Annotated in this window: 27 protein-coding genes; 16 read left to right on the top strand and 11 right to left on the bottom strand. The window is 57.7% G+C overall.

The genetic code is table 11. The features are described 5' to 3' along the window. Positions 1 to 5: 5 nt before the first annotated feature. A complete protein-coding gene (gene ccoG, locus PHF15_RS08995) occupies positions 6 to 1,442 on the top strand; it encodes a cytochrome c oxidase accessory protein CcoG (RefSeq protein ID WP_300120442.1) in 1,437 nt (478 codons plus the stop codon). Positions 1,443 to 1,457: 15 nt separating this feature from the next. Here the strand turns inward: ccoG and PHF15_RS08990 are convergent, their stop codons facing one another. Together PHF15_RS08990 and PHF15_RS08985 are read right to left on the bottom strand one after the other, a co-directional pair. Then, positions 1,458 to 2,366 (bottom strand): hypothetical protein, encoded by a 909-nt coding sequence (locus tag PHF15_RS08990; protein ID WP_300120440.1) that lies wholly within the window; start codon positions 2,364 to 2,366, stop codon positions 1,458 to 1,460. A gap of 4 nt (positions 2,367 to 2,370) precedes the next feature. Beyond that, positions 2,371 to 2,937, bottom strand: a complete 567-nt coding sequence (locus PHF15_RS08985) for a LemA family protein (protein ID WP_300120438.1) — start codon at positions 2,935 to 2,937, stop codon at positions 2,371 to 2,373. Positions 2,938 to 3,051: 114 nt separating this feature from the next. Between PHF15_RS08985 and surE the strand changes: the two genes are divergently transcribed. Genes surE through rlmD form a run of 4 tightly spaced genes read left to right on the top strand, consistent with a single transcriptional unit; the run spans position 3,052 to position 6,977 of the window. Continuing rightward, a complete protein-coding gene (gene surE, locus PHF15_RS08980) occupies positions 3,052 to 3,819 on the top strand; it encodes a 5'/3'-nucleotidase SurE (protein WP_300120567.1) in 768 nt (255 codons plus the stop codon). Further along, the gene (locus PHF15_RS08975; RefSeq protein ID WP_300120436.1) at positions 3,819 to 4,625 is read left to right on the top strand and encodes a protein-L-isoaspartate(D-aspartate) O-methyltransferase; all 807 of its coding nucleotides are present in this window, start codon (positions 3,819 to 3,821) and stop codon (positions 4,623 to 4,625) included. The genes surE and PHF15_RS08975 overlap by 1 nt, the downstream gene beginning before the upstream one ends. Before the next feature lie 44 nt (positions 4,626 to 4,669). Next, positions 4,670 to 5,482 carry a peptidoglycan DD-metalloendopeptidase family protein gene (locus PHF15_RS08970; RefSeq protein WP_300120434.1) on the top strand — a complete coding sequence of 271 codons (813 nt, stop codon included), beginning with the start codon at positions 4,670 to 4,672 and terminating at the stop codon, positions 5,480 to 5,482. A gap of 52 nt (positions 5,483 to 5,534) precedes the next feature. Beyond that, on the top strand, positions 5,535 to 6,977 hold the full coding sequence (gene rlmD, locus PHF15_RS08965; protein WP_300120432.1) for a 23S rRNA (uracil(1939)-C(5))-methyltransferase RlmD: 1,443 nt from the start codon (positions 5,535 to 5,537) through the stop codon (positions 6,975 to 6,977). 65 nt (positions 6,978 to 7,042) lie between these two features. Here rlmD and PHF15_RS08960 read toward each other — a convergent pair whose 3' ends face one another. Next, positions 7,043 to 7,738: a Bax inhibitor-1/YccA family protein gene (locus tag PHF15_RS08960; RefSeq protein WP_300120430.1), complete on the bottom strand. Its 696-nt coding sequence runs from the start codon at positions 7,736 to 7,738 to the stop codon at positions 7,043 to 7,045. 187 nt (positions 7,739 to 7,925) lie between these two features. On the opposite strand from PHF15_RS08960, the gene PHF15_RS08955 reads away from it, so the two are divergent. Continuing rightward, positions 7,926 to 8,336, top strand: coding sequence for a heme-binding protein (locus PHF15_RS08955; RefSeq protein WP_300120428.1), 411 nt, complete (start codon positions 7,926 to 7,928; stop codon positions 8,334 to 8,336). Here the strand turns inward: PHF15_RS08955 and PHF15_RS08950 are convergent. Continuing rightward, complete coding sequence (locus PHF15_RS08950) at positions 8,330 to 9,151, bottom strand: pyruvate, water dikinase regulatory protein (RefSeq protein WP_300120427.1); 822 nt, start codon at positions 9,149 to 9,151, stop codon at positions 8,330 to 8,332. The two genes, PHF15_RS08955 and PHF15_RS08950, sit on opposite strands and share 7 nt — an antisense overlap. A gap of 183 nt (positions 9,152 to 9,334) precedes the next feature. Between PHF15_RS08950 and ppsA the strand changes: the two genes are divergently transcribed. From ppsA to PHF15_RS08930, 4 genes are all read left to right on the top strand, one after another. Then, a complete protein-coding gene (gene ppsA, locus PHF15_RS08945) occupies positions 9,335 to 11,731 on the top strand; it encodes a phosphoenolpyruvate synthase (protein ID WP_300120426.1) in 2,397 nt (798 codons plus the stop codon). A gap of 42 nt (positions 11,732 to 11,773) precedes the next feature. Beyond that, positions 11,774 to 14,116, top strand: coding sequence for a VC_2705 family sodium/solute symporter (locus PHF15_RS08940; RefSeq protein WP_300120425.1), 2,343 nt, complete (start codon positions 11,774 to 11,776; stop codon positions 14,114 to 14,116). A 263-nt stretch (positions 14,117 to 14,379) separates the two neighbouring features. Beyond that, on the top strand, positions 14,380 to 14,742 hold the full coding sequence (locus tag PHF15_RS08935) for a DUF3579 domain-containing protein (RefSeq protein WP_300120423.1): 363 nt from the start codon (positions 14,380 to 14,382) through the stop codon (positions 14,740 to 14,742). After that, the gene (locus PHF15_RS08930; protein ID WP_300120571.1) at positions 14,663 to 14,845 is read left to right on the top strand and encodes a hypothetical protein; all 183 of its coding nucleotides are present in this window, start codon (positions 14,663 to 14,665) and stop codon (positions 14,843 to 14,845) included. Before PHF15_RS08935 ends, PHF15_RS08930 begins: the two co-directional genes overlap by 80 nt. A 41-nt stretch (positions 14,846 to 14,886) precedes the next feature. Here PHF15_RS08930 and rpsT read toward each other — a convergent pair whose 3' ends face one another. Beyond that, entirely contained in the window at positions 14,887 to 15,186 is a 300-nt protein-coding gene (gene rpsT, locus PHF15_RS08925; protein WP_300120421.1) for a 30S ribosomal protein S20, read from the bottom strand. A 407-nt stretch (positions 15,187 to 15,593) separates the two neighbouring features. Here rpsT and rpsF point away from each other — a divergent pair, with 407 nt between their 5' ends. The 4 genes from rpsF to rplI are packed head-to-tail and all read left to right on the top strand — an operon-like array spanning position 15,594 to position 17,059. Then, on the top strand, positions 15,594 to 15,959 hold the full coding sequence (gene rpsF, locus PHF15_RS08920; RefSeq protein WP_296159122.1) for a 30S ribosomal protein S6: 366 nt from the start codon (positions 15,594 to 15,596) through the stop codon (positions 15,957 to 15,959). A gap of 48 nt (positions 15,960 to 16,007) precedes the next feature. Continuing rightward, positions 16,008 to 16,283, top strand: coding sequence for a primosomal replication protein N (gene priB, locus PHF15_RS08915; RefSeq protein WP_300120565.1), 276 nt, complete (start codon positions 16,008 to 16,010; stop codon positions 16,281 to 16,283). 27 nt (positions 16,284 to 16,310) lie between these two features. Further along, positions 16,311 to 16,595: a 30S ribosomal protein S18 gene (gene rpsR, locus PHF15_RS08910; RefSeq protein WP_011464487.1), complete on the top strand. Its 285-nt coding sequence runs from the start codon at positions 16,311 to 16,313 to the stop codon at positions 16,593 to 16,595. Positions 16,596 to 16,606: 11 nt separating this feature from the next. After that, entirely contained in the window at positions 16,607 to 17,059 is a 453-nt protein-coding gene (gene rplI / locus PHF15_RS08905; protein WP_300120419.1) for a 50S ribosomal protein L9, read from the top strand. A gap of 80 nt (positions 17,060 to 17,139) precedes the next feature. Here the strand turns inward: rplI and PHF15_RS08900 are convergent, their stop codons facing one another. From PHF15_RS08900 to PHF15_RS08880, 5 genes are all read right to left on the bottom strand, one after another. Then, positions 17,140 to 17,958: a sulfite exporter TauE/SafE family protein gene (locus PHF15_RS08900; RefSeq protein ID WP_300120417.1), complete on the bottom strand. Its 819-nt coding sequence runs from the start codon at positions 17,956 to 17,958 to the stop codon at positions 17,140 to 17,142. Between the two features lie 260 nt (positions 17,959 to 18,218). Next, a complete protein-coding gene (locus PHF15_RS08895) occupies positions 18,219 to 18,497 on the bottom strand; it encodes a septum formation initiator family protein (RefSeq protein ID WP_300120415.1) in 279 nt (92 codons plus the stop codon). Positions 18,498 to 18,505: 8 nt separating this feature from the next. Continuing rightward, positions 18,506 to 19,789, bottom strand: a complete 1,284-nt coding sequence (gene eno, locus PHF15_RS08890) for a phosphopyruvate hydratase (protein WP_300120413.1) — start codon at positions 19,787 to 19,789, stop codon at positions 18,506 to 18,508. Positions 19,790 to 19,840: 51 nt separating this feature from the next. Next, the gene (gene kdsA, locus PHF15_RS08885; RefSeq protein WP_300120411.1) at positions 19,841 to 20,698 is read right to left on the bottom strand and encodes a 3-deoxy-8-phosphooctulonate synthase; all 858 of its coding nucleotides are present in this window, start codon (positions 20,696 to 20,698) and stop codon (positions 19,841 to 19,843) included. Continuing rightward, on the bottom strand, positions 20,698 to 22,365 hold the full coding sequence (locus tag PHF15_RS08880) for a CTP synthase (protein WP_300120409.1): 1,668 nt from the start codon (positions 22,363 to 22,365) through the stop codon (positions 20,698 to 20,700). Before PHF15_RS08880 ends, kdsA begins: the two co-directional genes overlap by 1 nt. Before the next feature lie 91 nt (positions 22,366 to 22,456). Between PHF15_RS08880 and coaBC the strand changes: the two genes are divergently transcribed. Continuing rightward, entirely contained in the window at positions 22,457 to 23,683 is a 1,227-nt protein-coding gene (gene coaBC, locus PHF15_RS08875; RefSeq protein WP_300120408.1) for a bifunctional phosphopantothenoylcysteine decarboxylase/phosphopantothenate--cysteine ligase CoaBC, read from the top strand. Further along, on the top strand, positions 23,683 to 24,129 hold the full coding sequence (gene dut, locus PHF15_RS08870) for a dUTP diphosphatase (RefSeq protein WP_300120563.1): 447 nt from the start codon (positions 23,683 to 23,685) through the stop codon (positions 24,127 to 24,129). The genes coaBC and dut overlap by 1 nt, the downstream gene beginning before the upstream one ends. 16 nt (positions 24,130 to 24,145) lie before the next feature. Here the strand turns inward: dut and PHF15_RS08865 are convergent, their stop codons facing one another. After that, on the bottom strand, positions 24,146 to 24,679 hold the full coding sequence (locus PHF15_RS08865) for an FKBP-type peptidyl-prolyl cis-trans isomerase (protein WP_300120407.1): 534 nt from the start codon (positions 24,677 to 24,679) through the stop codon (positions 24,146 to 24,148). Positions 24,680 to 24,686 lie beyond the last annotated feature (7 nt).

Genomic DNA, 24,686 nt, shown 5'->3' with positions numbered 1-24,686 from the left:
CCGTGATGAGCATAGAAAACAAAGAACCCAGAAAAGTGATACCCATCGCTGCGGCCGAGCCCGACGAGGAATTGGTGTCGCTCTATGCGGCGCATCAAAAAATATACCCGCGCAGTGTGTCGGGCGTGTTCTCGAATTGGCGCTGGATCATGGTGTGGGTGACGCAAATCATTTTTTACGGTCTGCCCTGGCTTGAGTGGGGCCAGCGCCAGGCGGTGTTGTTTGACTTGAGCGTGCGCCGCTTTTATATCTTCGGCCTTGTCCTGTACCCGCAAGACTTTATTTACCTCACTGGCCTGATGATCATTTCGGCCTTGTCGCTGTTCCTGTTCACGGCAGTGGCGGGGCGCTTGTGGTGCGGTTATGCCTGCCCGCAGACGGTGTACACGGAAATCTTTTTATGGATCGAGAAAAAACTTGAAGGTGACCGTTCAGCCCACATGCGCCGTGACGACGGCCCGATGACCTTTGAAAAGTTCGCCCGCAAGGCAGGCAAACAATTTTTCTGGATTGTGTTTGCTTTCTGGACCGGCTTTACCTTTGTCGGCTACTTTGTGCCGATGCGCGAAATGGCTGGCGCCTTTTTGGGTGGCCAACTGGCTGCCTGGGAATTTTTCTGGGTCTTCTTCTACGGTTTTGCCACTTACGGCAACGCCGGTTTCATGCGTGAGCAGGTTTGCAAACACATGTGCCCCTATGCCCGCTTTCAGAGTGCCATGTTCGACAAGGACACCCTGATCGTGACCTACGACACCGAGCGCGGTGAGCCGCGCGGTGCCCGCTCCAAAAAGGCCGACCTCAGCACCTTGAACCTGGGCGCCTGCGTGGACTGTAGCTTGTGTGTGCAGGTCTGCCCCACCGGCATCGACATCCGCAACGGTCTGCAGTACGAGTGCATCGGCTGCGGCGCCTGCGCTGACGTGTGCGACACGGTGATGGACAAGGTGGGTTACCTGCGCGGCCTGGTCAAGTACTCGACCGAAAACGCCATGAAAAATCACTGGACCAAAGAGCAGACCGTCAAACGTGTGTTGCGGCCGCGGGTGCTGATCTATACCGCCATCTTGCTGGCGATCGTGACAGCCATTTTTGTCAGTTTGGCGACGCGAACCTCTTTCAAAGCCGACGTGGTGCGCGACCGTGGCGTGATGGCGCGTGTGGTCGAGGCCGGCAAGGTCGAGAACGTGTATCGCATTCAGGTGATGAACGCCACAGAAGCTCCGCAACGCTACAAAATCTCGGTCGAAGGCCTGCCTGACATCAAGATCATGTCCGAAGACACCATCAGTATTGCGTCCACCGAGGCCCGCTGGGTGGCGGTGCGGGTCCAGGTGCCGCCAGAAGCCGACAAGCCGGGCTCGCATGAGATTCATTTCAACATCGAATCGCTGGACAGCCCAGGCCACTTGCGTGAAGAGTCCAAGTTCATCATTCCGCAATAGACTTGGCTCGTGCCCTCACACCAGGTAAAACCAGCCAGCGGTGGCGGCCAGCCCCATTGAAAAATGGAACAGGCTCCAGCGCAAAAAATGCTTGCGCAGCGCCTCGGGCGACAGGGCAGAGATCAAAAACAGCCTGCCGTCTTGAGGTGCTCGCAGCACGTGCACACCGGGCTGCTGACGTATCTCCCGGTGTTCGCGTTCAACTGTCCGGGTGGCGAGCTGGCGCGCCAACTCCCACTCCTGCAGATCCACGGTACCGCTGCGGTCAAGGTCAAAACGCGCGTGTAAGCCTGTCCGATCTTGTTTCCAGAGGCTCAGCAGAGCGCTCACGTCTTCGCGCACGCTCAGGGCAGAACTGGAGCCGCCAAGCGTCGAAAAGTCGCCCAGCACGTAGATCGTGCTGCCGCCAAAAAGCAATTCTTCGACCAGTTTTTCATTACCGGGGTAGGTGGTGCGTACTTCCGGGCCCACCACCTCGGCATGGTCAGGATCAACGGTGCACACGCCGCTCGGGTCGCTGATGTCGAAGGTGCTGCTGCTGACGCCGCTGTCAATTTGGCGCCATTCCCGCTTGGCGTTGTCCTTGGAAAACAGCTTGTAGCGGTACCAGATGCAGGCAATGCCGCCCAGTGGGGAGTAGATCTGCTGGTCTTTGTCGCTACTTGCGCGCCCCATCAATTCCACATAGCCCTGTGCAGCCGAGGCAATGCGCGAGGTGGCCAGCTCGGCGATGGCGCGGGCGCGGCGCAGACTGCCCAGCCATGCCAGGCCAGCCAGCAGTGCAATGCCGGCCAGGCTCCAGCGCGCCTGCGGCCCGGGGCCAAACTGCAGCGCCGCAGCAATCAAGACCACATACAGGCCGCTGACCAGCCCGGTCAGGTTCAGCCCCAGGTGCCGCAGGCCGCGCAAACCGCGCACCAGCATGGTGTCAGGCCTTGAAACGCTGGCCGATGTTGACGTCTTGCAGCTCGGTGGCTGCAAATTTCAGCAGGTCAAAGGCCTTGAAGTCGAATATTTTGGCCATCAGGTTGCCCGGAAACTGCTCGATGGCAACGTTGTTGATGTTCACGCTTTCGTTGTAAAACTCGCGCCGGTCAGCAATGGCGTTTTCCAGCCCGCTGATACGCGACTGCAGGTGCAAAAACTGCTCGTTGGCCTTGAGCTCGGGGTAGGACTCGGCCAGGGCAAACAACTGTCCCAAGCCGCTGCGCAAGGCGCCTTCGGCCAGGCCCAGCGCGCCCATGTCTTTCGATTGGCGGGCCTCGGCCACTCGGGAGCGGGCATGGATCACATTTTCCAGCGTGCTCTGCTCGTATTGCATGTACTGCTGGCAGGTATCGACCAGCTTGGGCAGTTCGTCGTGGCGCTGCTTGAGCAGCACATCGATGTTGGCCCACGCCTTGGACACGGCGTTCTTCACATTCACCAGGCTGTTGTACATGGTGATGGCATACACCACGACCAGCGCCAACACAATCCAGAAAATAGCACCCATGAACGGCTCCTTGTTGTTAAGCCGGAATTGTCCTATATGCGACGAATTGTCACGCCAATGACGACTGCAGCGGCGGGCCGGCATTCTAAATTTCGAGTCTAATTGGGCACCATGATGAAAATTCTTATTTGCAACGACGACGGCTTTCAGGCGCCCGGCATAGTGGCGCTATACGAAGCGCTCAAGGACGTGGCCGCGGTCGAAGTGGTTGCCCCCGAGCACAACAACAGCGCCAAGTCCAACGCCCTCACGCTGCACACGCCACTGTACGTTCAGCGCGTCGTCAATGGCTTTCGCTACGTCAACGGCACGCCGGCCGATTGTGTTCACATCGCCTTGACCGGGCTGCTGGACTACCGCCCCGACCTGGTGCTGGCAGGCATCAACAACGGTGCCAACATGGGCGACGACACCATTTACTCGGGCACCGTGGGTGCCGCCATGGAAGGCTATCTGTTTGGCATCCCGGCCATTGCGTTTTCACAGGTTGAACGGGACTGGCACCATCTTGATGCAGCGGCCATCAGGGCGCGCCAACTGGTGCTGCAAATGTGGCAGCAAAACCTCATTGGCAATGCCCCCTGGCTGCTCAATGTCAACATTCCCAACTTGCCACTGGCCGAGATCGGCCACTTGAAACTTTGCCGCTTGGGTCGGCGCCATTCCGCTGAAAAGGTCATCACCCAGAAAAATCCGCGCGGTGAGACCATGTACTGGATTGGTGCAGCGGGCCAGGCCAAGGATGAGGCTGAGGGCACTGATTTTCATGCGACCGCGCAAGGTCACATCGCCATGACCCCGCTCAAAGTCGATTTGACCGACCATGACCATTTGAGTTATTGGGCGCAAACGGCGGCCAAACTCACCGACCTGGCCGACTGATGACGCAGCGCAACCTGAGCAGCGTCAAGTTGCGGCCCGGTTTTCCGGCCAAGCTGGAAACGCGCACGACGTCGGCCACCCCTGCGCGGCCGGCCATCAAGGCAGGCCAGGTTGCCGGCCAAAGGCAAACTATCCATGTGGTCCATGGCGTGGGCCTCGATTCCAGCGCAGTTCGCCAAAGCATGGTGACCAAGCTGGCGCAGCAGGGCATGACGATTCCCGCCGTGTTGCAGGCCATGGGCAGCATCGAGCGGCACCGTTTTGTCGACACTGCGCTGGTAAACCAGGCCTACGAAGACACCAGCCTGCCCATCGGCCTGGGGCAAACCATTTCCAAACCCGGTGTGGTCTGCAGGATGCTGGAACTGCTGCACCAGGGCCGCCCGGGGCGCCTGGGACGGGTGCTGGAAATCGGCACCGGCTGCGGTTACCAGGCGGCGCTGCTGAGTCTGCTGTGTACCGAGGTGTATTCGATCGAGCGCCTGCGCGCGCTGCATGACAAGGCGCGCGACAACCTGCGCCATTTGCGCCTGGCCAATGTGCACTTGCTGTTTGGCGACGGCATGCTGGGCTATGCCAGGGGCGCACCCTATGCCGGCATCATTGCGGCGGCGGGCGGAGAGGCCGTGCCCCAGGCCTGGATTGACCAGTTGGCCGTGGGTGGCAGGCTGGTCGCGCCGGTGTCTGCTGGCGCCTCAAGCGCAGGCAAACAGGTGTTACTGGTGATTGACAAAACGCCGCAAGGTGTGGTTCAGACTGTGATGGAGGGCGTTTACTTTGTCCCCTTAAAATCGGGCATTGCATGATGGGGGTTGATATGACGGGTTTAAAAAGATGGATGGGTTTGTCGATGGCTTCGACATGTGTGCTGTTGACTTTGGTGGCTTGCGGCACCCGAAGCGTCAATCGTGCACCGGTTGAGGAGCGCGTGATGGGTGGTGCCGTGCCTGCTGTGGTAGAGGCGACTGTCAAGCAACCCCAGGGCTTCGAGAATGCAGGCAAGCCGGGCTTTTACGCGGTCAAACCGGGAGACACCTTGACACGCATTGCCCTGGAAAACGGCCAAAGTCCGCGCGATATTGCCCTTTGGAGCCAGCTGGAAGATCCCAACCGCATTGAAGTGGGGCAGGTTTTGCGAGTGGCGCCGCTGGTGAACCAGGAGGTGGTGGTTCAAGCCGTGAGCAAGCCGGTCGTGAGCGCCGGTAGCCTGGCGAGGCCAGCATCTTCTGCCACAGCAGCCTCAGCAGCCAGTGCCCCGGTGATTGCCAATAACAAGCCGATGCCTGCCAATGATTCAGAAATCAACTGGATATGGCCCGCCAACGGCGTGGTGTTGGCCGGCTTCGATGAGGTCAAGAACAAGGGATTGGATATCGGCGGTGCGGTGGGCGACCCCGTGATGGCAGCCGCCGATGGGCGCGTGGTGTATGTGGGCGCCGGTTTGCGCGGCTATGGCAACCTGATCATCCTGAAACACAACAATGTCTATCTGACGGCCTATGCCCACAATCAGACCCTGCTGGTGAAAGAAGACCAGGCGGTGCTCAAGGGGCAAAAAATTGCCGCGATGGGCAACAGCGATGCGGAGCGCGTCAAGTTGCACTTCGAGGTGCGTCGCCAGGGTAAACCGGTTGACCCTGCCAAATATTTGCCTGCCAAGTAGCGCTTTCATCCCGCGTCCGGCACACCAGCCGGGCAATCAAGCACTGAATTCAATGACTGAACCGACTGATCGCGCAGCCGTAAAACCTGCCGTGCCCGCCGACTGGCTGTATGTGGAGTCGCTCGATCTGGAAGCGCAGGGCGTGGCCCACAAGCCTGATGGCAAAGTGGTGTTCATTGAAGGCGCGCTGCCTTTTGAATACGTCAGCGCCAATGTCAACCGCACCAAGAACACCTGGGAGCGCGGCACGCTCACCACGGTGCACCGGGAATCTTCGCAACGGGTGGTGCCGCATTGCCCGCACTTTGGTTTGCACACGGGCGCCTGCGGTGGCTGCAAGATGCAGCATTTGCACGTGGCGGCGCAGGTGGCGGTCAAGCAGCGTGCGATGGAAGACAACTTGTGGCATCTGGGCAAGGTCAGGCCAGAGACCATTTATCGGCCCATCGAAGGCCCGGCTTGGGGCTACCGCTACCGGGCGCGCTTGTCAGTGCGTTTCGTGCGTAAAAAAGGCACGGTGCTGGTGGGTTTTCATGAGCGCAAGAGCCGTTACGTGGCAGACATGCAGGCGTGCCCGATCCTGCCGCCGCACGTGTCGGCCCTGTTGATGCCCTTGCGCGCGCTGATCGCCTCGCTCGAAGCCGCCGAGACCTGTCCGCAAATCGAATTGGCCTGTGGCGACAGCGTGACGGCCCTGGTGTTGCGCCATCTGGAGCCTTTGAGTGACGCTGATCTGGCCCGCTTGCGCCTATTTGCCGGGCAGCATGCGGGCGTGCAGTGGTGGTTGCAGTCCAAGGGACCGGAAACCGTGTGTTTGCTCGACGAGGGCTGCGAGGTGCTGAGTTATGCCTTGCCGGAGTTTGGCATCACCATGCCGTTCAAGCCGACGGATTTCACGCAGGTGAATCCGCACATCAACCGGGTGCTGGTGTCGCGCGCCCTGCGTCTGCTCGATGCCAGGCCGGACGAGCGAGTGATTGACTGGTTTTGCGGTCTGGGCAATTTCACCTTGCCCTTGGCGACCCAGGCACGCGAGGTGCTGGGCATCGAGGGCAGCGAAACGCTGGTGGCAAGGTCGCGTGAAAATTACCTGAAAAACAAAATCTCGGCCACATTGAACAGACCCTTGGCTGCGACTGAATTTGTCGCCAGAAATTTGTTTGAAATAACGCCTGACATGCTGATCCAGGATGGCACCGCCGACAAATGGCTGGTGGACCCGCCACGCGAAGGCGCCTTTGCCCTGGCGCGTGCACTGGCCGCTTTGCATCAACAAAAGCTGGGGCTTTCAGAAGAACCGGCCACGCCTGGGCTGCAGAACTGGCGCCCGCCCAAGCGCATTGTCTATGTGAGCTGCAACCCGGCAACGCTGGCCCGCGATGCAGGCTTGCTGGTGCACCAGGCGGGCTACCGCTGCAGCGGCGCGGGTGTGGTCAACATGTTTCCGCACACCGCCCACGTCGAAAGCATGGCGGTCTTTGACCTTGTTGGCTAGCACCTGTCGCGCACATGAAAAAAGGCTCCCAAGGAGCCTTTTTTGTTTGGGATGAAGAGAGTCGTTTAGTCGCGCTCGCCACCAAAGATGCCCAGCAGTGCCAGCAAGCTCTGGAACACGTTCACGATGTCAAGGTAGAGCGCCAGTGTGGCGCTGATGTAGTTGGTTTCGCCGCCATCGACGATGCGTTTCAGGTCATACAGCATGTAGGCGCTGAAGACACCAATGGCAGCTACCGAAATGGCCATCATGCCGGCGGTCGAGCCCACAAACACGTTGATGATGCCGCCGACAAGGATGGCCAGTGCGCCGACAAACAACCACTTGCCCATGCCCGAGAGGTCGCGCTTGATGACGCTGGACAGGCTGGCCATGACAAAGAAAACACCGGCGGTGCCGCCAAAGGCGGTCATGATCAGGTCAGGGCCATTCTTGAAGCCCAGCACCATGGCGATCATGCGCGACAGCATGAGACCCATGAAGAAGGTGAAACCCAGTAGCACCGGCACGCCGGCTGCCGAGTTCTTGGTTTTCTCGATGGCAAAAATAAAGCCGAACGCGCCGCCCAGGAACACGATCAAGCCCATGCCGCCGCTCAGCGATTGGGTGATGCCGCTGGCAACACCCAGCCAGGCGCCCAGCACGGTGGGGATCAGGCTCATGGCCAGCAGCCAATAGGTATTGCGCAGGACCTTGTTGCGCTCTTGCGCCATGGCGCCAAAGCCATGGCTACGTTCAATGGAATGGACGTTATCAGTCATGTTCAAACTCCTTGCGTGGGTTACTGTGAATCAACAGGTGGGGATTCTAGGGTGCGAGCTGTTAGTCCACAAAATCAGCTCGGGTCGTGTTCCTACTTTTCGTGAGGATACTTTAACCCGTAATACGACCAAACCGGTGGCCTGGCCGGGTTATGCTTCGATTACTTTTTTTAACTGAAGCAATCTTATGAAAACCAAACCGACGCTTGAACTCGCAGACCTCAAAATCATGGCCGCGGCGGCCGAGGCCGAAGCCCTCAAAAACAACTGGCCGGTGACGATTGCCGTGGTGGACGACGGCGGCCATCTGCTGTGGTTGCAACGGCTCGATGGCGCAGCCGCCTTGTCTGCGCATATCGCGCCGGCCAAGGCGCACACGGCGGCGCTCGGGCGTCGCGAAAGTAAAGTTTATGAGGATCAGATCAATGGCGGCAGAAGCTCTTTTTTGAGTGTGCCCGCCTTGTCCGGCATGCTCGAAGGCGGCGTGCCGATCATGAAAGACGGCCACTGTTTGGGCGCCATCGGCGTCAGCGGCGTGAAATCGACCGAAGATGCCCAAGTGGCGCGCGCTGGCATTGCTGCGCTGGGGGTTCAATAGGCCACGCGCTCAATGCGCAGTTCTTGCAGGATGGTGGTGGCAATTTCTTCGATGGATTTGGTGGTGGTGGACAACCATTTGATGCCTGAGCGGCGCATCATGGCTTCGGCTTCCTTGACTTCATGGCGACAGTTTTGCAGCGACGCGTATTTGGAGTGGGGCCGGCGCTCGTTGCGGATTTCGCTCAAGCGCTCGGGCTGGATGGTCAGTCCAAATAATTTCTTGTGATGCGGCTTAAGCGCTGGCGGTAAATCCTGCCGTTCAAAGTCTTCCGGAATCAGCGGGTAATTGGAAGCCTTGAGTCCGTATTGCATGGCCAGGTACAGCGAGGTGGGGGTTTTGCCGCTGCGGCTGACCCCCACCAGAATCACGTCGGAACTCTCCAGGTCGCGATGCGACTGGCCGTCGTCATGGTCGAGCGAGAAATTGATGGCGTCGATGCGTGACTGGTATTGCTTGCTTTTGCTGGCGTCGCTGAAGCGACCGATGCGGTGGTTGGACTTGATGCCAAGTTCCTGTTCCAGTGGGTGCACAAAAGTGCCAAACATGTCCATCAGCATGCCGTGGCAACCCTTGCTGATGACTGTCATGACTTCTTCGTTGGCCAGGGTGGTAAATACCAGCGGTTTTTTGCCTTCCAGGGCGCCTGCCTGGTTGATTTGACGCACCGCTTGGTGCGCTTTATCGACCGTGTCGGTAAAGGGCAGACGAACGCGTCGAAAGTCAACCTCGAACTGGTTCAGGATGGCGTGGCCAAAGGTTTCGGCGGTAATACCGGTGCCGTCAGAGACAAAAAATACGGTGCGATTGGGCATGTTGAAAGAGGGTTTGGGTAAATTTTGGGGTGAGCCAGAGCCTACAATAATTATCCGACCAAATTCTCAGAGCGCAAAACGATTCGACAATTCAATCAACAAGCAGATGCGTTTGCCTCGCCATGAGGTGCAGCCTCAACTGCACGTCATCAAAACCGGTTTTTTAACTTCTGGAGTTTTTTCATGACCGCACGATTTGCAGCGACCGCACTGGTCGTCCCTTTTGAAGATTTGCGAATGACCGACGTGGATTCGGTGGGTGGCAAAAATGCCAGTTTGGGCGAAATGATCTCCAATTTGCCAACCGGCGTGAAGGTGCCCACCGGTTTTGCCACCACGGCGCATGCGTTTCGTGAATTTCTGGCTTTTGATGGCCTCGCCGGCAAAATCAATGTGCGTCTGAGCGCCCTGGATACCGACGATGTCAATGCGCTGGCCGTGGCCGGCGCCGAGATTCGCGCCATGATCGAGGCGCAGCCATTTCCTGCCGACCTCGAGAAGGAAATCCGCAAGGCTTTCAGTACCCTGTGCGGCGACAACGACAAGGCTTCCTTTGCCGTGCGTTCATCGGCCACCGCGGAGGACTTGCCCGACGCCTCATTTGCCGGCCAGCAGGAAACCTTCTTGAATGTGACGGGTATCGACGAAGTCCTGCACAAAATGCGCGAGGTGTTTGCTTCGCTTTACAACGACCGTGCCATCAGCTACCGTGTGCACAAGGGTTTCGCCCACGAGCATGTGGCATTGAGCGCTGGTGTGCAACGCATGGTGCGCTCCGACCTGGGCGCCGCCGGTGTCATGTTTACCCTGGACACCGAATCCGGCTTCGACCAGGTGGTGTTCATCACATCGAGCTATGGGCTGGGTGAAACGGTGGTGCAGGGCGCCGTGAATCCGGACGAGTTTTATGTGCACAAGCCGATGCTCAAGGCCGGCAAGCTGGCACTGATCCGCCGTAGCCTGGGCTCCAAGCTGATCCAGATGCAGTTTTCCACAGCCGAAGAAAAAGCAGCCAACGGCCACTTGGTGAAAACAACCGATGTGCCAACCGAACTGCGCAACCGCTATTCACTGACCGACGCCGATGTGCAAAAACTGGCTTCCTACGCTGTGGTGATCGAAGAACATTACGGCCGTCCGATGGACATTGAGTGGGGCAAGGATGGCATTGACGGCGAGTTGTACATCCTGCAGGCGCGCCCTGAAACGGTCAAAAGCCAGGCGGCTGGCAAGGCTGAACACCGCTACAAACTCAAGGGCAAGGGCACCGTGCTGGTCGAAGGCCGCGCCATTGGACAAAAAATTGGCACCGGCCCGGTCAAGGTGGTGCACAACATCAGCGAGATGGACCGGGTGCAGGCTGGCGATATCCTGGTGACCGACATGACCGATCCCAATTGGGAGCCAGTCATGAAGCGCGCTTCTGCCATCGTCACCAACCGTGGCGGGCGCACCTGCCACGCCGCCATCATTGCGCGCGAGTTGGGGATTCCCGCGGTGGTCGGGTGTGGCCATGCCGATCAGGTGCTCAAGGACGGCATGCTGGTCACGGTCAGTTGCGCCGAGGGCGATACCGGCTTCATTTACGACGGCTTGATCGAAACCGAAGTGACCGAGGTGCAACGTGGTCAGATGCCCGAAATTCCGGTGAAGATCACGATGAATGTGGGCAACCCGCAACTGGCTTTTGATTTCTGCCAGTTGCCCAATGCGGGTGTGGGTCTGGCGCGTCTTGAGTTCATCATCAACAACAACATTGGCGTGCATCCCAAGGCGATTCTGGATTACCCCAACATCGACGCCGACTTGAAAAAGGCAGTGGAGTCCGTGGCGCGGGGCCATGCTTCGCCGCGCGCTTTCTATGTGGACAAAGTGGCAGAAGGCGTGGCCACCATCGCTGCGGCCTTCTGGCCCAAGCCCGTGATTGTTCGTTTGTCGGACTTCAAAAGCAACGAGTATCGCAAGTTGATCGGTGGTAGCCGTTACGAGCCCGAAGAAGAAAATCCAATGCTGGGTTTCCGCGGTGCCGCACGCTACATCAGCGCCGACTTTGGCGAGGCGTTCGCCATGGAGTGCGAAGCCCTGAAACGGGTGCGTAACGACATGGGACTGACCAACGTCGAGGTGATGGTGCCGTTCGTCCGGACCCTGGGACAGGCGCAAAAAGTCACCGAGTTGTTGGCGCAGCAAGGTCTCAAGCGCGGCCTGGATGGGCTCAAATTGATCATGATGTGCGAGATTCCCAGCAATGCCATTCTGGCCACGGAGTTCCTGCAGTATTTCGACGGTTTCTCCATTGGCTCCAACGATTTGACGCAATTGACTTTGGGGCTGGACCGGGATTCCGGCCTGGAACTTCTCGCCAAGGATTTTGACGAGCAAGACCCTGCTGTCACCACCTTGATCAGTCTGGCGATCAAGGCCTGTCTGGCAGAAAACAAGTACGTAGGTATTTGTGGCCAGGGCCCCAGCGACCATCCCAATTTTGCCCACTGGTTGATGGCGCAGGGCATCTCGTCGATTTCCTTGAACCCGGACACGGTGGTGGCGACTTGGCAAAATCTTGCTCAGATCAAGTAAGCCGCCCTTCCAGCAAGCACCTGGGGATGCCAACATCAGCTGATGTTTGACACAGCAGTGCCCTCCGACAGCAGCCCGCCTGATGCCAGCCTGATGGGCTGGCACGGCTGGCTGTTGCTGGTTTGGTTTGCGGCTTCTTTTGGGCTCGTTTTCTTCGCCCACGACTTGCAGCAAGTCGTGGTTGGGTGGCCTGTTTCCTACTGGTTTGCTGCGCAGGGCAGTGTCATCATCTTCATAGGCATCGTGGCGGTCTTTGCCTGGGTTGCCAATCGGAGGGAAGGGCAGGTTCGCGCTGTCTCCAAGGCTGTCAGCATCTATAACCGGCGCATCCATCGCCGGTTTGCCACGTTTGTGGTCTTGCTGATCCTGTTTATCCTGGCGCTGGCCTGGGCAGAGCAGGCCGGGCTGCGGAAAATCTGGGTGGGTGCCATCTTTCTCTTTACCACCGTTTTTCTGTACGCGTTGATTGGTATTTACGGGCGCACTTCCAACGCGTCAGAATATTACGTGGCCGGTAGGCGCATTCCTGCCATGTACAACGGCATGGCAGTGGCTGCCGACTGGATGAGTGCCGCCTCCTTCATCAGCATGGCGGGCGGGCTCTATTTGCAGGGGTTTTCTGGTTCAGGCGCGCATCCGGGAGGTTTGGTTTATGTTTTGGGCTGGACCGGCGGCTTCTGTCTGGTGGCGCTCTTTGTGGCGCCTTACTTGCGGCAGTTGAATCTTTTCACCCTGCCGGATTATTTTGGCCTGCGTTTTGGCGGACGCTGGCCCCGCATCATTGCCGCCTGGTCGGCGGTATTGTGTTCGTTCATTTATGTGGTGGCGCAAATCTATGGCGTGGGACTGATTACCTCCCGATTGACTGGCGTTCAGTTTGAAATTGGCATCTTGCTGGGTTTGGGCGGCGTGTTGGTGTGTTCTTTTTTAGGCGGCATGCGCGCTGTAACCTGGACCCAAGTCACACAGTATGTGGTGGTCATTCTTGCCTTTTTGATTCCCGTTTCCTGGCTGGCTTACAAACAGTTGGGAAATCCAATGGCCGCCGTAGTTTATGGTCAGCAACTTCCCAAAATTTCAGAACTTGAATTGCGTTTGGTCAAGGCGCCGGATGAACAGCAGGTGATCCTGGAATACCAACGCCGCGCCAAAGACTATGAGCGCAAACTTCAGCACTTGCCGGCCTCGCTTGAGCAGGAAAAGAAGGAGCAAAAAGAGCTCATTCAACGCTTGATGGCCGCGCATTCAGACGAGTCGGTCATTGTGATGGCGCGGCGTCAGTTGGCTGCATTGCCACGTGACGCTGCGTCTGCCCGCGAGCGCTGGACTCAGGCCATGCAGGAAAATCTGGCACGCGCCCAACCTCTTGCGGGCATGCCGCTGCACACCCAGCCTTTTGCCGGCAATCCGCAGGGAACGGCCCAAGAGCAAAACCTGTTCGATGTGTCGAGGCGCAATTTTTTGGCCTTGATGTTTTGCCTGATGATCGGCACGGCAGGCTTGCCCCATTTGTTGACGCGTTTTTACACCACGCGAACCGTGGCCGAGGCAAGGAACTCGGTCACCTGGTCGCTGTTTTTTATTGCTCTTTTGTACCTCTCTGCGCCCGCACTGGCGGTTTTGGTGAAGTACGAGGTCATGAGCCAATTGGTGGGCTTGCCCTTTGACGATCTGCCAGTCTGGATTGCCCAATGGGCCAAACTCGACCCGGCCCTTGTTTCAGTGAGCGATATCAATGGCGACCATATCCTGCAGTTTGCCGAGCTTCAGCTCGGCCCTGATATCGTGATGCTGGCCACACCGGAATTGGGCGGCCTGCCTTATGTTGTGTCTGGTTTGGTCGCAGCGGGCGGTTTGGCGGCAGCCTTGTCAACGGCTGATGGCCTGTTGCTCACCATTGGCAACGCCTTGGCGCATGATTTGTTTTACTGGAAGAACGCAGACCGCGCGGGGTCGGTGCGGCGCGTGATGCTGTCGAAGTTTGCGCTGCTCGTGGTGGCTTTGATCGCTGCCTATGTGGCGGCACAGCGGCCTGCCGATATTTTGTTCCTGGTTTCTGCCTCGTTTTCCCTGGCGGGTTCAGCTTTTGTGCCGGTCATGATCCTGGGCATTTTCTGGAAGGGCGTGACGCGTATTGCAGCGGTTGCGGGCATGTTGACCGGGCTGTTCTTAACGCTCTATTACATGGTGATCAATATTCCCGCAATCAGGACGCTGCTGTCATTGGATGGATCCGGCCTCTGGTTTGACATTGAGCCTGTCTCGGCTGGTGTTTTTGGCGTTGGATCGGGCCTTGTCGTGACCGTGATCGTCAGCTGGATGACGCGAGGTTTGATCTTGCCCGCGAATAACGTACTCCATCGCATCCCAACCCCGCACGCGTAGCGCATGCGAAGCTGCGCAAATTTGCGCTGAAACGGCGAATGGCGGTGCCGACATGGCCGACGCAGCAATGGTGTGAGCTCACAGTGGTTACTGCCATCGTTGGGTAAGCTCCTAGTCCCATAGCATGTTACGGGACCGCAAGTTCGCTGGCTCAGGCTCATACCTCATGGACAAGGCCAAGTCTTGTATAAGATATAAGATTAAGCTAGAATGATGCTGCAACGCAATATCCTGCACGCAAACTTAAAAACAACCTCTACCCGATGGTTTCACACACTTCAAAAAAAACTTATATCTTAGGCCTCACACAAAACGGACGGGCTTTTCGTCCCAGTGACTGGGCTGAACGTCTGGCAGGCGTGATGAGTCAATTTCGCCCGGGAGGCGCGCCAGTAGGACGCCATTTGGCATATTCGCCATGGTGTGTGCCAACCAGCGTCAACAATGTGCGTTGTGTTGTGGTGCACGAAGACTTGCGTGCCCACAATGTCATGGCTTGGGACTTTGTGATGGGTTTTGCCCAAGACAACGAGTTGCAAGTGTTTCATGGCGCACCGCCGCACTCCTCAACGCAGCCAACTCACAACCACCCGCACCACCACATCAAGTCAAAAGCCACAATCTGATGTCAAAGTGATCGTAGAGACGCAAAAAAGCCGTCACGAGGACGGCTTTTTTGCTTTTGCTGACAGCGCACCCGTTACAAACGGCGAACCTGCCTCTCTTTAATCAGTGACAGGTTCGTGCAATTTGCCTAAATACCTGAATATTTAGGCGGCGAGTGCCAAGGTTTTCACCTTGGCGGACAAGCGACTCTTGTCCCGAGCTGCCTTGTTTTTGTGGAAGATGCCTTTGTCAGCCACGGTGTCAACCACAGCTTGCATCTTGGCAAAGAGTTCTGTGGCCTTGGCTTTATCGCCACCCAGAACTGCTTTTTCCACGTTCTTCACCGCAGTGCGGTATTTGGAACGCAGCGAGGTGTTTGCTGCGTTGATTTTGACGTCCTGACGGACGCGCTTACGGCCCGACGCCAGGCGCGGGTTCTTTTTCTTGGGTTTTCCAGATGCCATGATGTATGTTCCTTGAGTCTGTGGATGTTGTCAGCAAACCGCAGATTGTAACAGTGAGACAGGCATCTAACTGTCCTTGCGGGTGCGATTCAAAGTGATGTGTCGTAAAGCACGAGGCATTCACCGCAATGAAAGGACCAAGTTGACCTGGAGCGCCCTGATACGCTCAAAGTGATGCTCCTGAGCGCCAGTGCTGGCGTTACCTGAGTCAGCGCCAGTATCAGCTGGACTACGCCAGCGCGATCAGCCAGTCATTGCCTATCGGCTCGGTCAAGATAGTGAGTCGCACCCGAATGATCAAGAAAAGCTTCATACATCGCTATAATAACGGGTTACCTTGCCGCACCTCAATTAGACGCTGAGGGCGGTTTTCTGCCTCACCAGAGGTTTATCCAAAAGGAGTTTCAATGCGTCATTATGAAATCATTCTCATGATCCATCCGGATCAGAGCGAACAGGTTCCAGCTATGCTGGAGCGCTACAAAGGCATGATTGTTGCCGGCGGCGGCAAAGTCCACCGTGTTGAAGACTGGGGCCGTCGGCAATTGGTCTATCTGATCAACAAATTGGCCAAAGCCCATTACCTGTGCGTCAACATCGAGGCCGACCAGGCGGTCATGGCTGAACTGGAGCATGCCTTCAAATTCAATGACGCCGTGTTGCGTCACTTGACGGTCTTGAAGAAAAAAGCCGAAACCGGCCCTTCATCCATGATGAAGACCGTCGAGCGCGAAGACGCCCGCAAAACGCAACAAGCCGAATACCAGGCTTGAAGTGATTGAGTGACAACACCTAGTGCGAATGCTGCTGTCAACCAGTTGATGGTGACGGCGCAAATTGTCGAATCCAGCACCATGCGTTATACGCCTTCTGGTGTGCCTGCCTTGAATTGTCTGCTAGAGCATGCCTCCGAAGCATTTGAAGCCAGTCAGGTCAGACAAGTCAAAGCACTGCTGAAATCCGTGTCATTCGGTTCTGTGGCTGAGCGATTGGTCAAACAGGAAATTGGAAGCAACTGGCTCTTCAAGGGCTTTCTGGCTTCCCCGCGCGGTGGCAGGCAATTGGTGTTTCATATTCAAGAATTTACTCAAAGTTAAAGTTTTTCAAAATTTAAGGAGTCCATCATGGCCGGACCAAAACGTTTCAATAACAAAGACAAGCGCCCCAAGCGCCCCGCTCAAAACCTGCTGTTCAAGCGCAAGCGCTTCTGCCGCTTCACGGTGACGGGCGTCGAAGAGATCGACTACAAGGACATCGACACCCTGCGTGATTTCATTGCCGAAAACGGCAAGATCATTCCCGCGCGTCTGACCGGTACGCGCGCAATTTTCCAGCGCCAGCTCAACACTGCCATCAAGCGCGCACGCTTTTTGGCCATGTTGCCTTACAGCGACCAGCACAAGATCTAAGGACCACAACCATGCAAATCATTCTGCTCGACAAGGTGGTGAACCTTGGTAACCTGGGTGAAATCGTTCGTGTCAAGGACGGCTATGCCCGCAATTTTCTGATTCCGTCAGGCCGCGCCCGTCGCGCCACCGAGTCTGCCAAGCTGGAGTTTGAGGCACGCCGCGCTGAACTCGAAAAGACGGCAGCCGCCAAATTGGCCGAATGCCAGGCGATCGGTGAAAAACTCGCCGGTCACACCTGCAAACTGACCCAGAAGGCTGGCGTGGATGGCCGCTTGTTCGGCTCGGTGACCAACGCTGACATCGCAGAAGAACTAACCAAGTCAGGTTTTGGCGTGACCAAAGCGCAAGTGCGCATGCCCAATGGCCCGATCAAGACGGTCAGTGACAGCACGGTCAGTGTCGCACTGCACACCGATGTGGTGGTTGAAATCACCGTCTCGGTTTACGGCGAAACTGCCTGATACAGCTCGCGTCATTTAAAAACCGCCCGTGTGAAAACACCGGCGGTTTTTTTATGAACACCAACTTCAGACGCAATGCGCTACAAGGTGGTTAGGCCTTTGTAGAACATGTAGAAAGCCAACAGATACAGAATGCTGGCAAAGACGCGTTTGAGGCGTTTCACTGGGAGACTGTGCGTTGCTTTGGCCCCCAGTTGCGCTGTTACCACGCTGCAACTGGCAATCACCACCAGACCGGGTAGCCAGATGTAGCCCAGGGAATAGGGCGGCAAGTGCTCAATATTCAAGCCGCTCAGGGCATAACCCGTGGCATTGGCCAGGGCAATGGGGAAACCCAAAGCTGCTGAAGTCGCCACGGCGTGGTAAATAGAAACGTTTACCCAAGTCATGAAAGGCACACTGATAAAAGCACCGCCAGCACCCACCAGTCCTGAGAAAAAACCGATGACCGAACCGGCACCGAGCATGCCAAGTGTTCCGGGAATTTGTCGGCCGGGAGGTGGTTTTTTGTCCAGAAATATCTGTGTGGCCGAGAAGCCGACGAAGAACGCAAAAAATATCGCCAGCGAAGAACCCTTAAGTACGGCAAAAACACCCATGCTGGCAAGCGCGCCGCCCAAAACAATGCCAGGGGCTAATTTTTTAACCAGGTCCCAGCGCACCGCCCGCCGTTTGTGGTGCGCCCGGACACTGGAAATGGAAGTGAAGACAATGGTTGCCATGGACGTGGCGATGGCAATTTTGATGGCCAGTTCAGGCGCCACACCGCGGTAGGTCAAAATCATGATCACAAACGGCACCATGATCATGCCGCCGCCAATGCCTAAAAGCCCTGCCAAAAAACCAGAACACAAACCTAGCGTTGCCAGTTCAGCAATTAAAAGCGGTTCAAAGTGCATGTGGGAGGAAATGGGTAGGATGCCTGCGCGTGTTGCCGGGTCCTCATCCTGAACCGGGGTTCAGGTGGGCGAAGTCAGTCGGTGTCTTGGGTTCATCTAACGCGAGATGATCACGCTGACAGGACAATGTTCCAAGCCCGAGCTCTATGAGCATTGGTTCAAGGAAATATAAAACCCGGCAAACACGGCAGGCAAATTGATTGTAGTGTCACCAGTGCTTGCCGTGGCGAAATACCGTGGCGAAAATTTTCCAAAGGTGGTTAGCGTTTGGCGATTTGAACGTAGATCTCGTTGACCTTGATCATGCCCAACTCCATGCGGGCTTTTTCCTCGACCATTTCGAGACCTTCTTTCAGATCCCGTACTTCCGCGGCAAGCTGCAGGTTGGCCTGTTCGGCCTGCTGATTGTGCTGGAATTGCGCCTTGAGTCGCGCCTGCAACTGGGCCACGTTCGAAATGCTGCCGCGACCGAACCACAGTTGCGCGTGAACCATCACGAGCAGTGCAATCAGGGCGAACATCACTGAACGCGAACCCATGGCCGGCCTCAGCGCAGGTTGTAAAAGGCCGCACGCCCAGGGTAGCTGGCAATGTCGCCCAGGTCTTCTTCAATGCGCAGCAACTGGTTGTACTTGGCCATGCGGTCCGACCGGCTGAGCGACCCGGTCTTGATCTGGCCGGCGTTGGTGCCGACCGCGATATCGGCAATGGTCGAGTCTTCGGTCTCGCCCGAGCGGTGGCTGATGACGGCCGTGTAGCCCGCCTTTTTGGCCATTTCGATGCAGGCAAAGGTTTCAGTCAAGGTGCCGATCTGGTTGATCTTGATCAGGATCGAATTGGCAATGCCTTTCTCGATGCCTTCCTTGAAGATTTTGGTGTTGGTGACAAACAGATCGTCGCCGACGATTTGCACTTGCTTGCCAAGTCGATCGGTCAGGATTTTCCAGCCGTCCCAATCCCCCTCGGCCATGCCGTCTTCAATGCTGATGATCGGGTATTTGTCTACCCAAGTGGCCAGCATGTCGGTCCAGGCTTGGGCATCGAGCGCCAGGCCTTCGCCTTTCAGTTGGTATTTGCCGTCTTTATAAAACTCGCTGGCGGCGCAATCGAGGCCAATCGCAATCTGTTCACCCGCGGTATAGCCGGCTTGGTCGATGGCTTGCAAAATCAACTGGATGGCGGCCTCGTGGTTTTCCACGCTGGGGGTAAAGCCGCCTTCGTCACCCACAGCGGTGCTCATGCCTTTGTCATGAATGATTTTCTTCAGGGCGTGGAACACTTCTGCGCCGTAGCGCAGAGCTTCTCGGAAACTGGGCGCGCCCAGCGGAATGATCATGAATTCCTGCAAATCGAGGCTGTTGTTGGCGTGAGCGCCGCCGTTGATCACGTTCATCATCGGCACTGGCAACTGCATGCCACCCATGCCACCAAAGTAACGGTACAGCGGCAAGCCGGATTCTTCGGCGGCGGCACGGGCCACCGCCATCGAGACCGCCAGCATGGCGTTGGCGCCCAGGCGGCTCTTGTTTTCGGTGCCGTCCAAATCGATCAGGGTTTTGTCCAGAAAGGCTTGCTCGGACGCATCCAGTCCCAGAACAGCTTCAGAAATTTCGGTATTGATGTGCTCGACCGCCTTGAGCACGCCTTTGCCGAGGTAGCGGGATTTGTCGCCATCGCGCAGTTCAATGGCTTCACGGCTGCCGGTGGAGGCGCCAGACGGCACTGCCGCGCGGCCCATGGTGCCGGACTCCAGCAACACATCGCACTCGACCGTGGGGTTGCCACGCGAGTCCAGAATTTCGCGACCAACAATATCGACGATTGCACTCATGGGTTTCTTTCTCTAAAAATATTCAAACGGGTCACAGCATAAGCTTGGTGCTCAGGCCGCAAAATGATTTTCCAGGAAGCCGTGCCGCTTGGTCACCTGATCCAGCGCCAACAGGGTTTCCAGCAGGGCTTTCATGTGTTTGAGCGGCACCGCATTGGGACCGTCGCTCAGGGCTTTGGCCGGATCCGGATGCGTCTCCATAAACAGGCCCGCCACGCCCACCGCCACCGCCGCCCGCGCCAGCACCGGTACCATCTCGCGCTGGCCACCGCTGCTGGTGCCTTGGCCGCCGGGCAATTGCACCGAATGGGTAGCGTCGAACACCACGGGTGCGCCGGTGTCGCGCATGATGGCCAGCGAGCGCATGTCGCTCACCAGATTGTTGTAGCCAAAGCTCACACCACGCTCGCAGGCCATGAAGTTGTCTTCGGACAGGCCTTTTTCACGGGCTGCCGCGCGGGCCTTGTCGATCACATTCTTCATGTCGCCGGGCGCCAGAAACTGCCCTTTTTTGATATTCACCGGCTTGCCGGATTGGGCCACGGCCCGAATGAAGTCGGTCTGGCGGCACAAGAAAGCAGGGGTTTGCAGCACGTCCACTACCGCAGCCACTTGCGCAATCTGGTCTTCCGAGTGGATGTCGGTCAGTACTGGCAAACCCAATTCGCGTTTGACTTTGGCCAGAATCTCCAGCCCTTTGTCGATGCCGGGGCCGCGAAAGGTGCCGCCGCTGGAGCGGTTGGCCTTGTCAAAGCTGCTTTTGAAAATGAAGGGGATGCCCAAGCTGGCTGTGATTTCCTTCAAGGTGCCGGCGGTGTCCATCTGCAATTGCTCGGACTCGATGACGCAGGGCCCGGCGATCAGAAAAAACGGCTGCGTCAGACCCACCTCAAAACCGCACAGCTTCATCAGGCCACCGCTTTCAAGGTGCTTGAGTTGCTTTGGTGCTCCAGCGCCGCCCGAATGAAGGCGTTGAACAGCGGGTGCCCATCCCACGGGGTGGACTTGAATTCTGGGTGAAACTGCACGCCCATGAACCAAGGGTGCACGTCTTGCGGCAATTCAACGATTTCTGTCAGATGCTCGCGCTGCGTCAGGGCCGAGATCACCAAGCCGGCTTGGCGCAGCCTGTCGAGATAATTGACATTGGCCTCGTAGCGATGACGATGGCGCTCAGTCACCACGTCGCCGTAAATCTTGTGCGCCAGCGTGCCTTTGACCACATCGGAGCTTTGCGCGCCCAGGCGCATGGTGCCGCCCAAGTCGGAGTCATGGTTGCGGGTTTTGATGCTGCCGTCCGCGTCTTTCCACTCGGTGATCAGGGCAATCACCGGGTGCGGCGTTGCGGGGTCGAATTCGGTGCTGTTGGCATTGTCCAGGCCGGCCGCATGGCGGGCGAACTCAATGGTGGCCACCTGCATGCCCAGGCAAATGCCCAGGTACGGCACCTTGTGCTCGCGGGCGAAACGGGCCGCGCAAATCTTGCCTTCCACGCCGCGAATGCCAAAGCCGCCCGGCACCAGAATGGCATCGAATTTGGCCAGCCTTGCCACGTTGTCGGGCGTGATGGTTTCCGAGTCGATGTAGTCGATTTTGATGCGCACATGGTTTTTCATGCCGGCATGGCGCAGTGCCTCGTTGAGCGACTTGTAGCTGTCGCTCAAATCCACATACTTGCCCACCATGACGATGTTGACATCACCTTGCGGATGCGCAGTCTCATGGACCAGCTCATCCCAGCGCTTGAGCTTGGCCGGCGGCGTGTTCAGCCGCAACTTGTCGCAGATCAGGCCGTCCAGGCCTTGTTCATGCAACATGCGCGGCACCTTGTAGATGGTATCAACATCCCACATCGAGATGACACCCCAGATGGGCACGTTGGAAAACAGCGAGATTTTCTGCCGTTCTTCCTCGGGGATTGGCCGGTCGGCGCGGCACAGCAGGGCGTCGGCCTGGATGCCGATTTCTCGTAATTGCTTGGCGGTGTGCTGGGTCGGCTTGGTTTTGAGCTCGCCTGCAGCGGCAATCCACGGCACGTAGCTTAAATGCACAAATGCGGTGTTGTTTGGCCCCAGTTGCAGGCTGAGCTGGCGCACGGCTTCCAGAAAGGGCAGAGACTCGATGTCGCCCACCGTGCCGCCAATTTCCACGATGGCCACATCGACCGCCTCGGGGGTACCAAAACCGGCGCCGCGCTTGATGAAATCCTGGATTTCATTGGTCACGTGCGGGATGACCTGTACCGTTTTGCCCAGATAGTCGCCGTGGCGCTCTTTTTCGAGCACGCTTTTGTAAATCTGACCCGTGGTGAAATTGTTGGTCTTCTTCATGCGGGTTTCAATGAAGCGCTCGTAGTGACCCAGATCCAGATCGGTTTCGGCGCCATCGTCAGTCACAAACACTTCGCCGTGCTGGAACGGCGACATGGTGCCGGGATCCACATTCAGGTAGGGGTCGAGCTTGATCAGGGTGACTTTGAGGCCGCGCGATTCCAGGATCGCAGCCAAAGAAGCGGAGGCGATTCCCTTGCCAAGGGAAGACACTACACCGCCGGTGACGAAGACAAATTTGGTCATGTCAGAGTGAGCTTTGCGCTCAGGGAGCTGGTAAAGCGAGATTATAGTGGCCGCGCCATGGCAAACTTCGCGGTCTGTTACATTGCTGCGCATGAAAGATTTAGCTGGAAAACACATTGTTTTGGGCCTCAGTGGCGGCGTTGCCTGTTACAAGTCGGCCGAGTTGTGCCGCTTGCTGATCAAGGCGGGCGCCTCGGTGCAAGTGGTGATGACGCAAGCCGCGGAGCAATTCATGACCCCCGTCACCATGCAGGCCTTGAGCCAGCGCCCGGTGTATGGCTCACAGTGGGACAGGCGTGCGTCCAACAACATGGCGCACATCAACCTCACCCGCGAGGCCGATGCCTGTTTGATTGCCCCTGCCAGCGCGGATCTCATGGCCAAGTTGGCGCAGGGTCAGGCCGATGATTTGCTCAGTCTGATGTGCCTGGCGCGGCCTGCCGACCGGGTTCCCCTGTTGCTTGCGCCGGCCATGAACCGGGAAATGTGGCAACACCCCGCCACCCAGCGCAATGTGGCGCAGGTACAAGCTGATGGCGCTGGGGTGCTGGGAGTGGGCCATGGCGACCAGGCCTGTGGCGAAACAGGTGACGGCCGCATGCTGGAGCCGCTTGAGTTGCTCGACGAACTGATCGCTTTCTTTCAACCCAAAGTGTTAACTGGTCAGCATGTGCTGGTGACTGCAGGCCCTACTTATGAAGCCATCGACCCGGTGCGTGGCATCACCAACCTGTCGAGCGGCAAAATGGGTTTTGCCGTTGCTCGCGCCGCGCGGGAAGCGGGTGCTACGGTGACGCTGGTGGCCGGTCCGGTGAGCCTGCCAACGCCGCGCGGTGTCAACAGGATCAATGTGAAATCTGCCCTGGACATGCTGGCGGCCGTGACAGCGCATGAGCCTCAAACTACCGTTTTCATCGCGACATCGGCAGTGGCCGACTGGCGGCCAGCACAAGCTTCCGCGTCAAAAATCAAGAAGGACGGCAGTGGCCAGCCCCCGGAGTTGCAGTTTGTCGAGAACCCCGACATTCTGGCCATGCTGGCGCAGTCCGAGCGGGGTGAAAGTCGGGCGCTGTACTGCGTCGGTTTTGCCGCCGAAAGCCACGATTTGACGGCCAACGCGCAGGCCAAGCGGCAGCGCAAGGGCGTGCCGCTGCTGGTGGGCAATATCGGCCCGGACACTTTTGGCCAAGACGACAACGCCTTGCTGCTGGTCGATGAAGCTGGCACGAGAGAATTGTCACGCGATTCCAAGCTCTCGCTGGCGCGCAAATTGATTGCTGAAATCGCCAACAGAATAGGTACTGGAGAGTCGTCATGATGAGCATCGATGTGAAGGTGATCGACCCGCGCATGGCGGACCTGCTGCCCGCCTATGCCACGCCCGGGAGCGCGGGTCTGGATTTGCGCGCCTGCCTGGACGCGCCCCTGACGCTGGCCGCCAATGCCTGGCAGTTGGTGCCAACCGGCATAGCGATTTATTTGCAGGATACCGGCTTTGCCGCCATGATCCTGCCGCGCTCCGGCCTGGGGCACAAGCACGGCATTGTGCTGGGAAATCTCGTGGGTCTGATCGACAGCGACTACCAGGGCCAGCTGATGGTGAGCGCCTGGAATCGCAGCGATGTGGCTTTCACCATCGAGCCGATGGAGCGCATTGCGCAGTTGGTTATCGTGCCGGTGGTGCAGGCGCAGTTCAACGTGGTGACCGAGTTTGTTGCCAGCCAACGCGGCGAAAGCGGCTACGGCTCGACCGGCAAAGCCTGAGCCATGACGACACCTGTTACTGCAGCAAATCGCTGCCCGGCGCCATGCTGTGCTTGGGGGTGATCTTGAAGAAGCCGGTGCCTGCGCTGCCGCAGCCAATTTCTTCTTCGGTGGCTTCTCGCACGCCGCGCACCTGCAGCGTCAGGCGCAAAGCGATGCCCGCCAACGGATGGTTGCCGTCCAGCACCACATGCTCGGGGTAAATGTCGGTCACGGTGTAGAGTACGTCATGCGGCATGTCGGGGTTGCAGCCGGCGGGCAGGGCGGTGCCCTCGAAGGTCATGCCTTCTTCGAGTTCAGGTGGAAAGAGCTCGCGCGGCTCCAGAAAGATCAGTTGCTCGTTGAACTCGCCAAAGCCCTGCTCGGGTTCGATGTGCAGGTTCAGGGTGGCGCCGACCTCATGGCCTTGCAGCGCGGCCTCAATCACTTCGAACAAGTCGCTGCCCCCCACCAAAAACTCCACCGGTTCTTCGAGCACGTCCAATTCCTCACCCAAAGAGTCATTGAGTGTCCAAGATAAAGCGACGACGCATTGTTGTGTGATTTCCATACGAGAA

Origin of the sequence: Rhodoferax sp., from assembly GCF_028689295.1 — a bacterium.
In the GTDB taxonomy this organism is placed as follows: domain Bacteria; phylum Pseudomonadota; class Gammaproteobacteria; order Burkholderiales; family Burkholderiaceae_C; genus Rhodoferax.
Note: the sequence above shows the minus strand (reverse complement) of the source record. Positions and strands in the feature narration are given on the sequence as shown.

Bases quoted from the DNA above. Each gene is read 5' to 3' on its own strand.
- rlmD (WP_300120432.1), top strand. From the start codon at position 5,535: ATGACTGAACCGACTGATCGCGCAGCCGTAAAACCTGCCGTGCCCGCC.
- rpsR (WP_011464487.1), top strand. From the start codon at position 16,311: ATGGCCGGACCAAAACGTTTCAATAACAAAGACAAGCGCCCCAAGCGC.
- priB (WP_300120565.1), top strand. From the start codon at position 16,008: ATGGTGACGGCGCAAATTGTCGAATCCAGCACCATGCGTTATACGCCT.
- rpsT (WP_300120421.1), bottom strand. From the start codon at position 15,186: ATGGCATCTGGAAAACCCAAGAAAAAGAACCCGCGCCTGGCGTCGGGC.
- PHF15_RS08935 (WP_300120423.1), top strand. From the start codon at position 14,380: ATGGTTTCACACACTTCAAAAAAAACTTATATCTTAGGCCTCACACAA.
- PHF15_RS08985 (WP_300120438.1), bottom strand. From the start codon at position 2,937: ATGGGTGCTATTTTCTGGATTGTGTTGGCGCTGGTCGTGGTGTATGCC.
- PHF15_RS08880 (WP_300120409.1), bottom strand. From the start codon at position 22,365: ATGACCAAATTTGTCTTCGTCACCGGCGGTGTAGTGTCTTCCCTTGGC.
- PHF15_RS08975 (WP_300120436.1), top strand. From the start codon at position 3,819: ATGACGCAGCGCAACCTGAGCAGCGTCAAGTTGCGGCCCGGTTTTCCG.
- ppsA (WP_300120426.1), top strand. From the start codon at position 9,335: ATGACCGCACGATTTGCAGCGACCGCACTGGTCGTCCCTTTTGAAGAT.
- PHF15_RS08955 (WP_300120428.1), top strand. From the start codon at position 7,926: ATGAAAACCAAACCGACGCTTGAACTCGCAGACCTCAAAATCATGGCC.
- PHF15_RS08940 (WP_300120425.1), top strand. From the start codon at position 11,774: ATGTTTGACACAGCAGTGCCCTCCGACAGCAGCCCGCCTGATGCCAGC.
- surE (WP_300120567.1), top strand. From the start codon at position 3,052: ATGAAAATTCTTATTTGCAACGACGACGGCTTTCAGGCGCCCGGCATA.
- ccoG (WP_300120442.1), top strand. From the start codon at position 6: ATGAGCATAGAAAACAAAGAACCCAGAAAAGTGATACCCATCGCTGCG.
- coaBC (WP_300120408.1), top strand. From the start codon at position 22,457: ATGAAAGATTTAGCTGGAAAACACATTGTTTTGGGCCTCAGTGGCGGC.
- kdsA (WP_300120411.1), bottom strand. From the start codon at position 20,698: ATGAAGCTGTGCGGTTTTGAGGTGGGTCTGACGCAGCCGTTTTTTCTG.
- rplI (WP_300120419.1), top strand. From the start codon at position 16,607: ATGCAAATCATTCTGCTCGACAAGGTGGTGAACCTTGGTAACCTGGGT.
- PHF15_RS08895 (WP_300120415.1), bottom strand. From the start codon at position 18,497: ATGGGTTCGCGTTCAGTGATGTTCGCCCTGATTGCACTGCTCGTGATG.
- PHF15_RS08865 (WP_300120407.1), bottom strand. From the start codon at position 24,679: ATGGAAATCACACAACAATGCGTCGTCGCTTTATCTTGGACACTCAAT.
- PHF15_RS08970 (WP_300120434.1), top strand. From the start codon at position 4,670: ATGGCTTCGACATGTGTGCTGTTGACTTTGGTGGCTTGCGGCACCCGA.
- dut (WP_300120563.1), top strand. From the start codon at position 23,683: ATGAGCATCGATGTGAAGGTGATCGACCCGCGCATGGCGGACCTGCTG.
- PHF15_RS08950 (WP_300120427.1), bottom strand. From the start codon at position 9,151: ATGCCCAATCGCACCGTATTTTTTGTCTCTGACGGCACCGGTATTACC.
- PHF15_RS08960 (WP_300120430.1), bottom strand. From the start codon at position 7,738: ATGACTGATAACGTCCATTCCATTGAACGTAGCCATGGCTTTGGCGCC.
- PHF15_RS08900 (WP_300120417.1), bottom strand. From the start codon at position 17,958: ATGCACTTTGAACCGCTTTTAATTGCTGAACTGGCAACGCTAGGTTTG.
- rpsF (WP_296159122.1), top strand. From the start codon at position 15,594: ATGCGTCATTATGAAATCATTCTCATGATCCATCCGGATCAGAGCGAA.
- PHF15_RS08990 (WP_300120440.1), bottom strand. From the start codon at position 2,366: ATGCTGGTGCGCGGTTTGCGCGGCCTGCGGCACCTGGGGCTGAACCTG.
- PHF15_RS08930 (WP_300120571.1), top strand. From the start codon at position 14,663: ATGGCGCACCGCCGCACTCCTCAACGCAGCCAACTCACAACCACCCGC.
- eno (WP_300120413.1), bottom strand. From the start codon at position 19,789: ATGAGTGCAATCGTCGATATTGTTGGTCGCGAAATTCTGGACTCGCGT.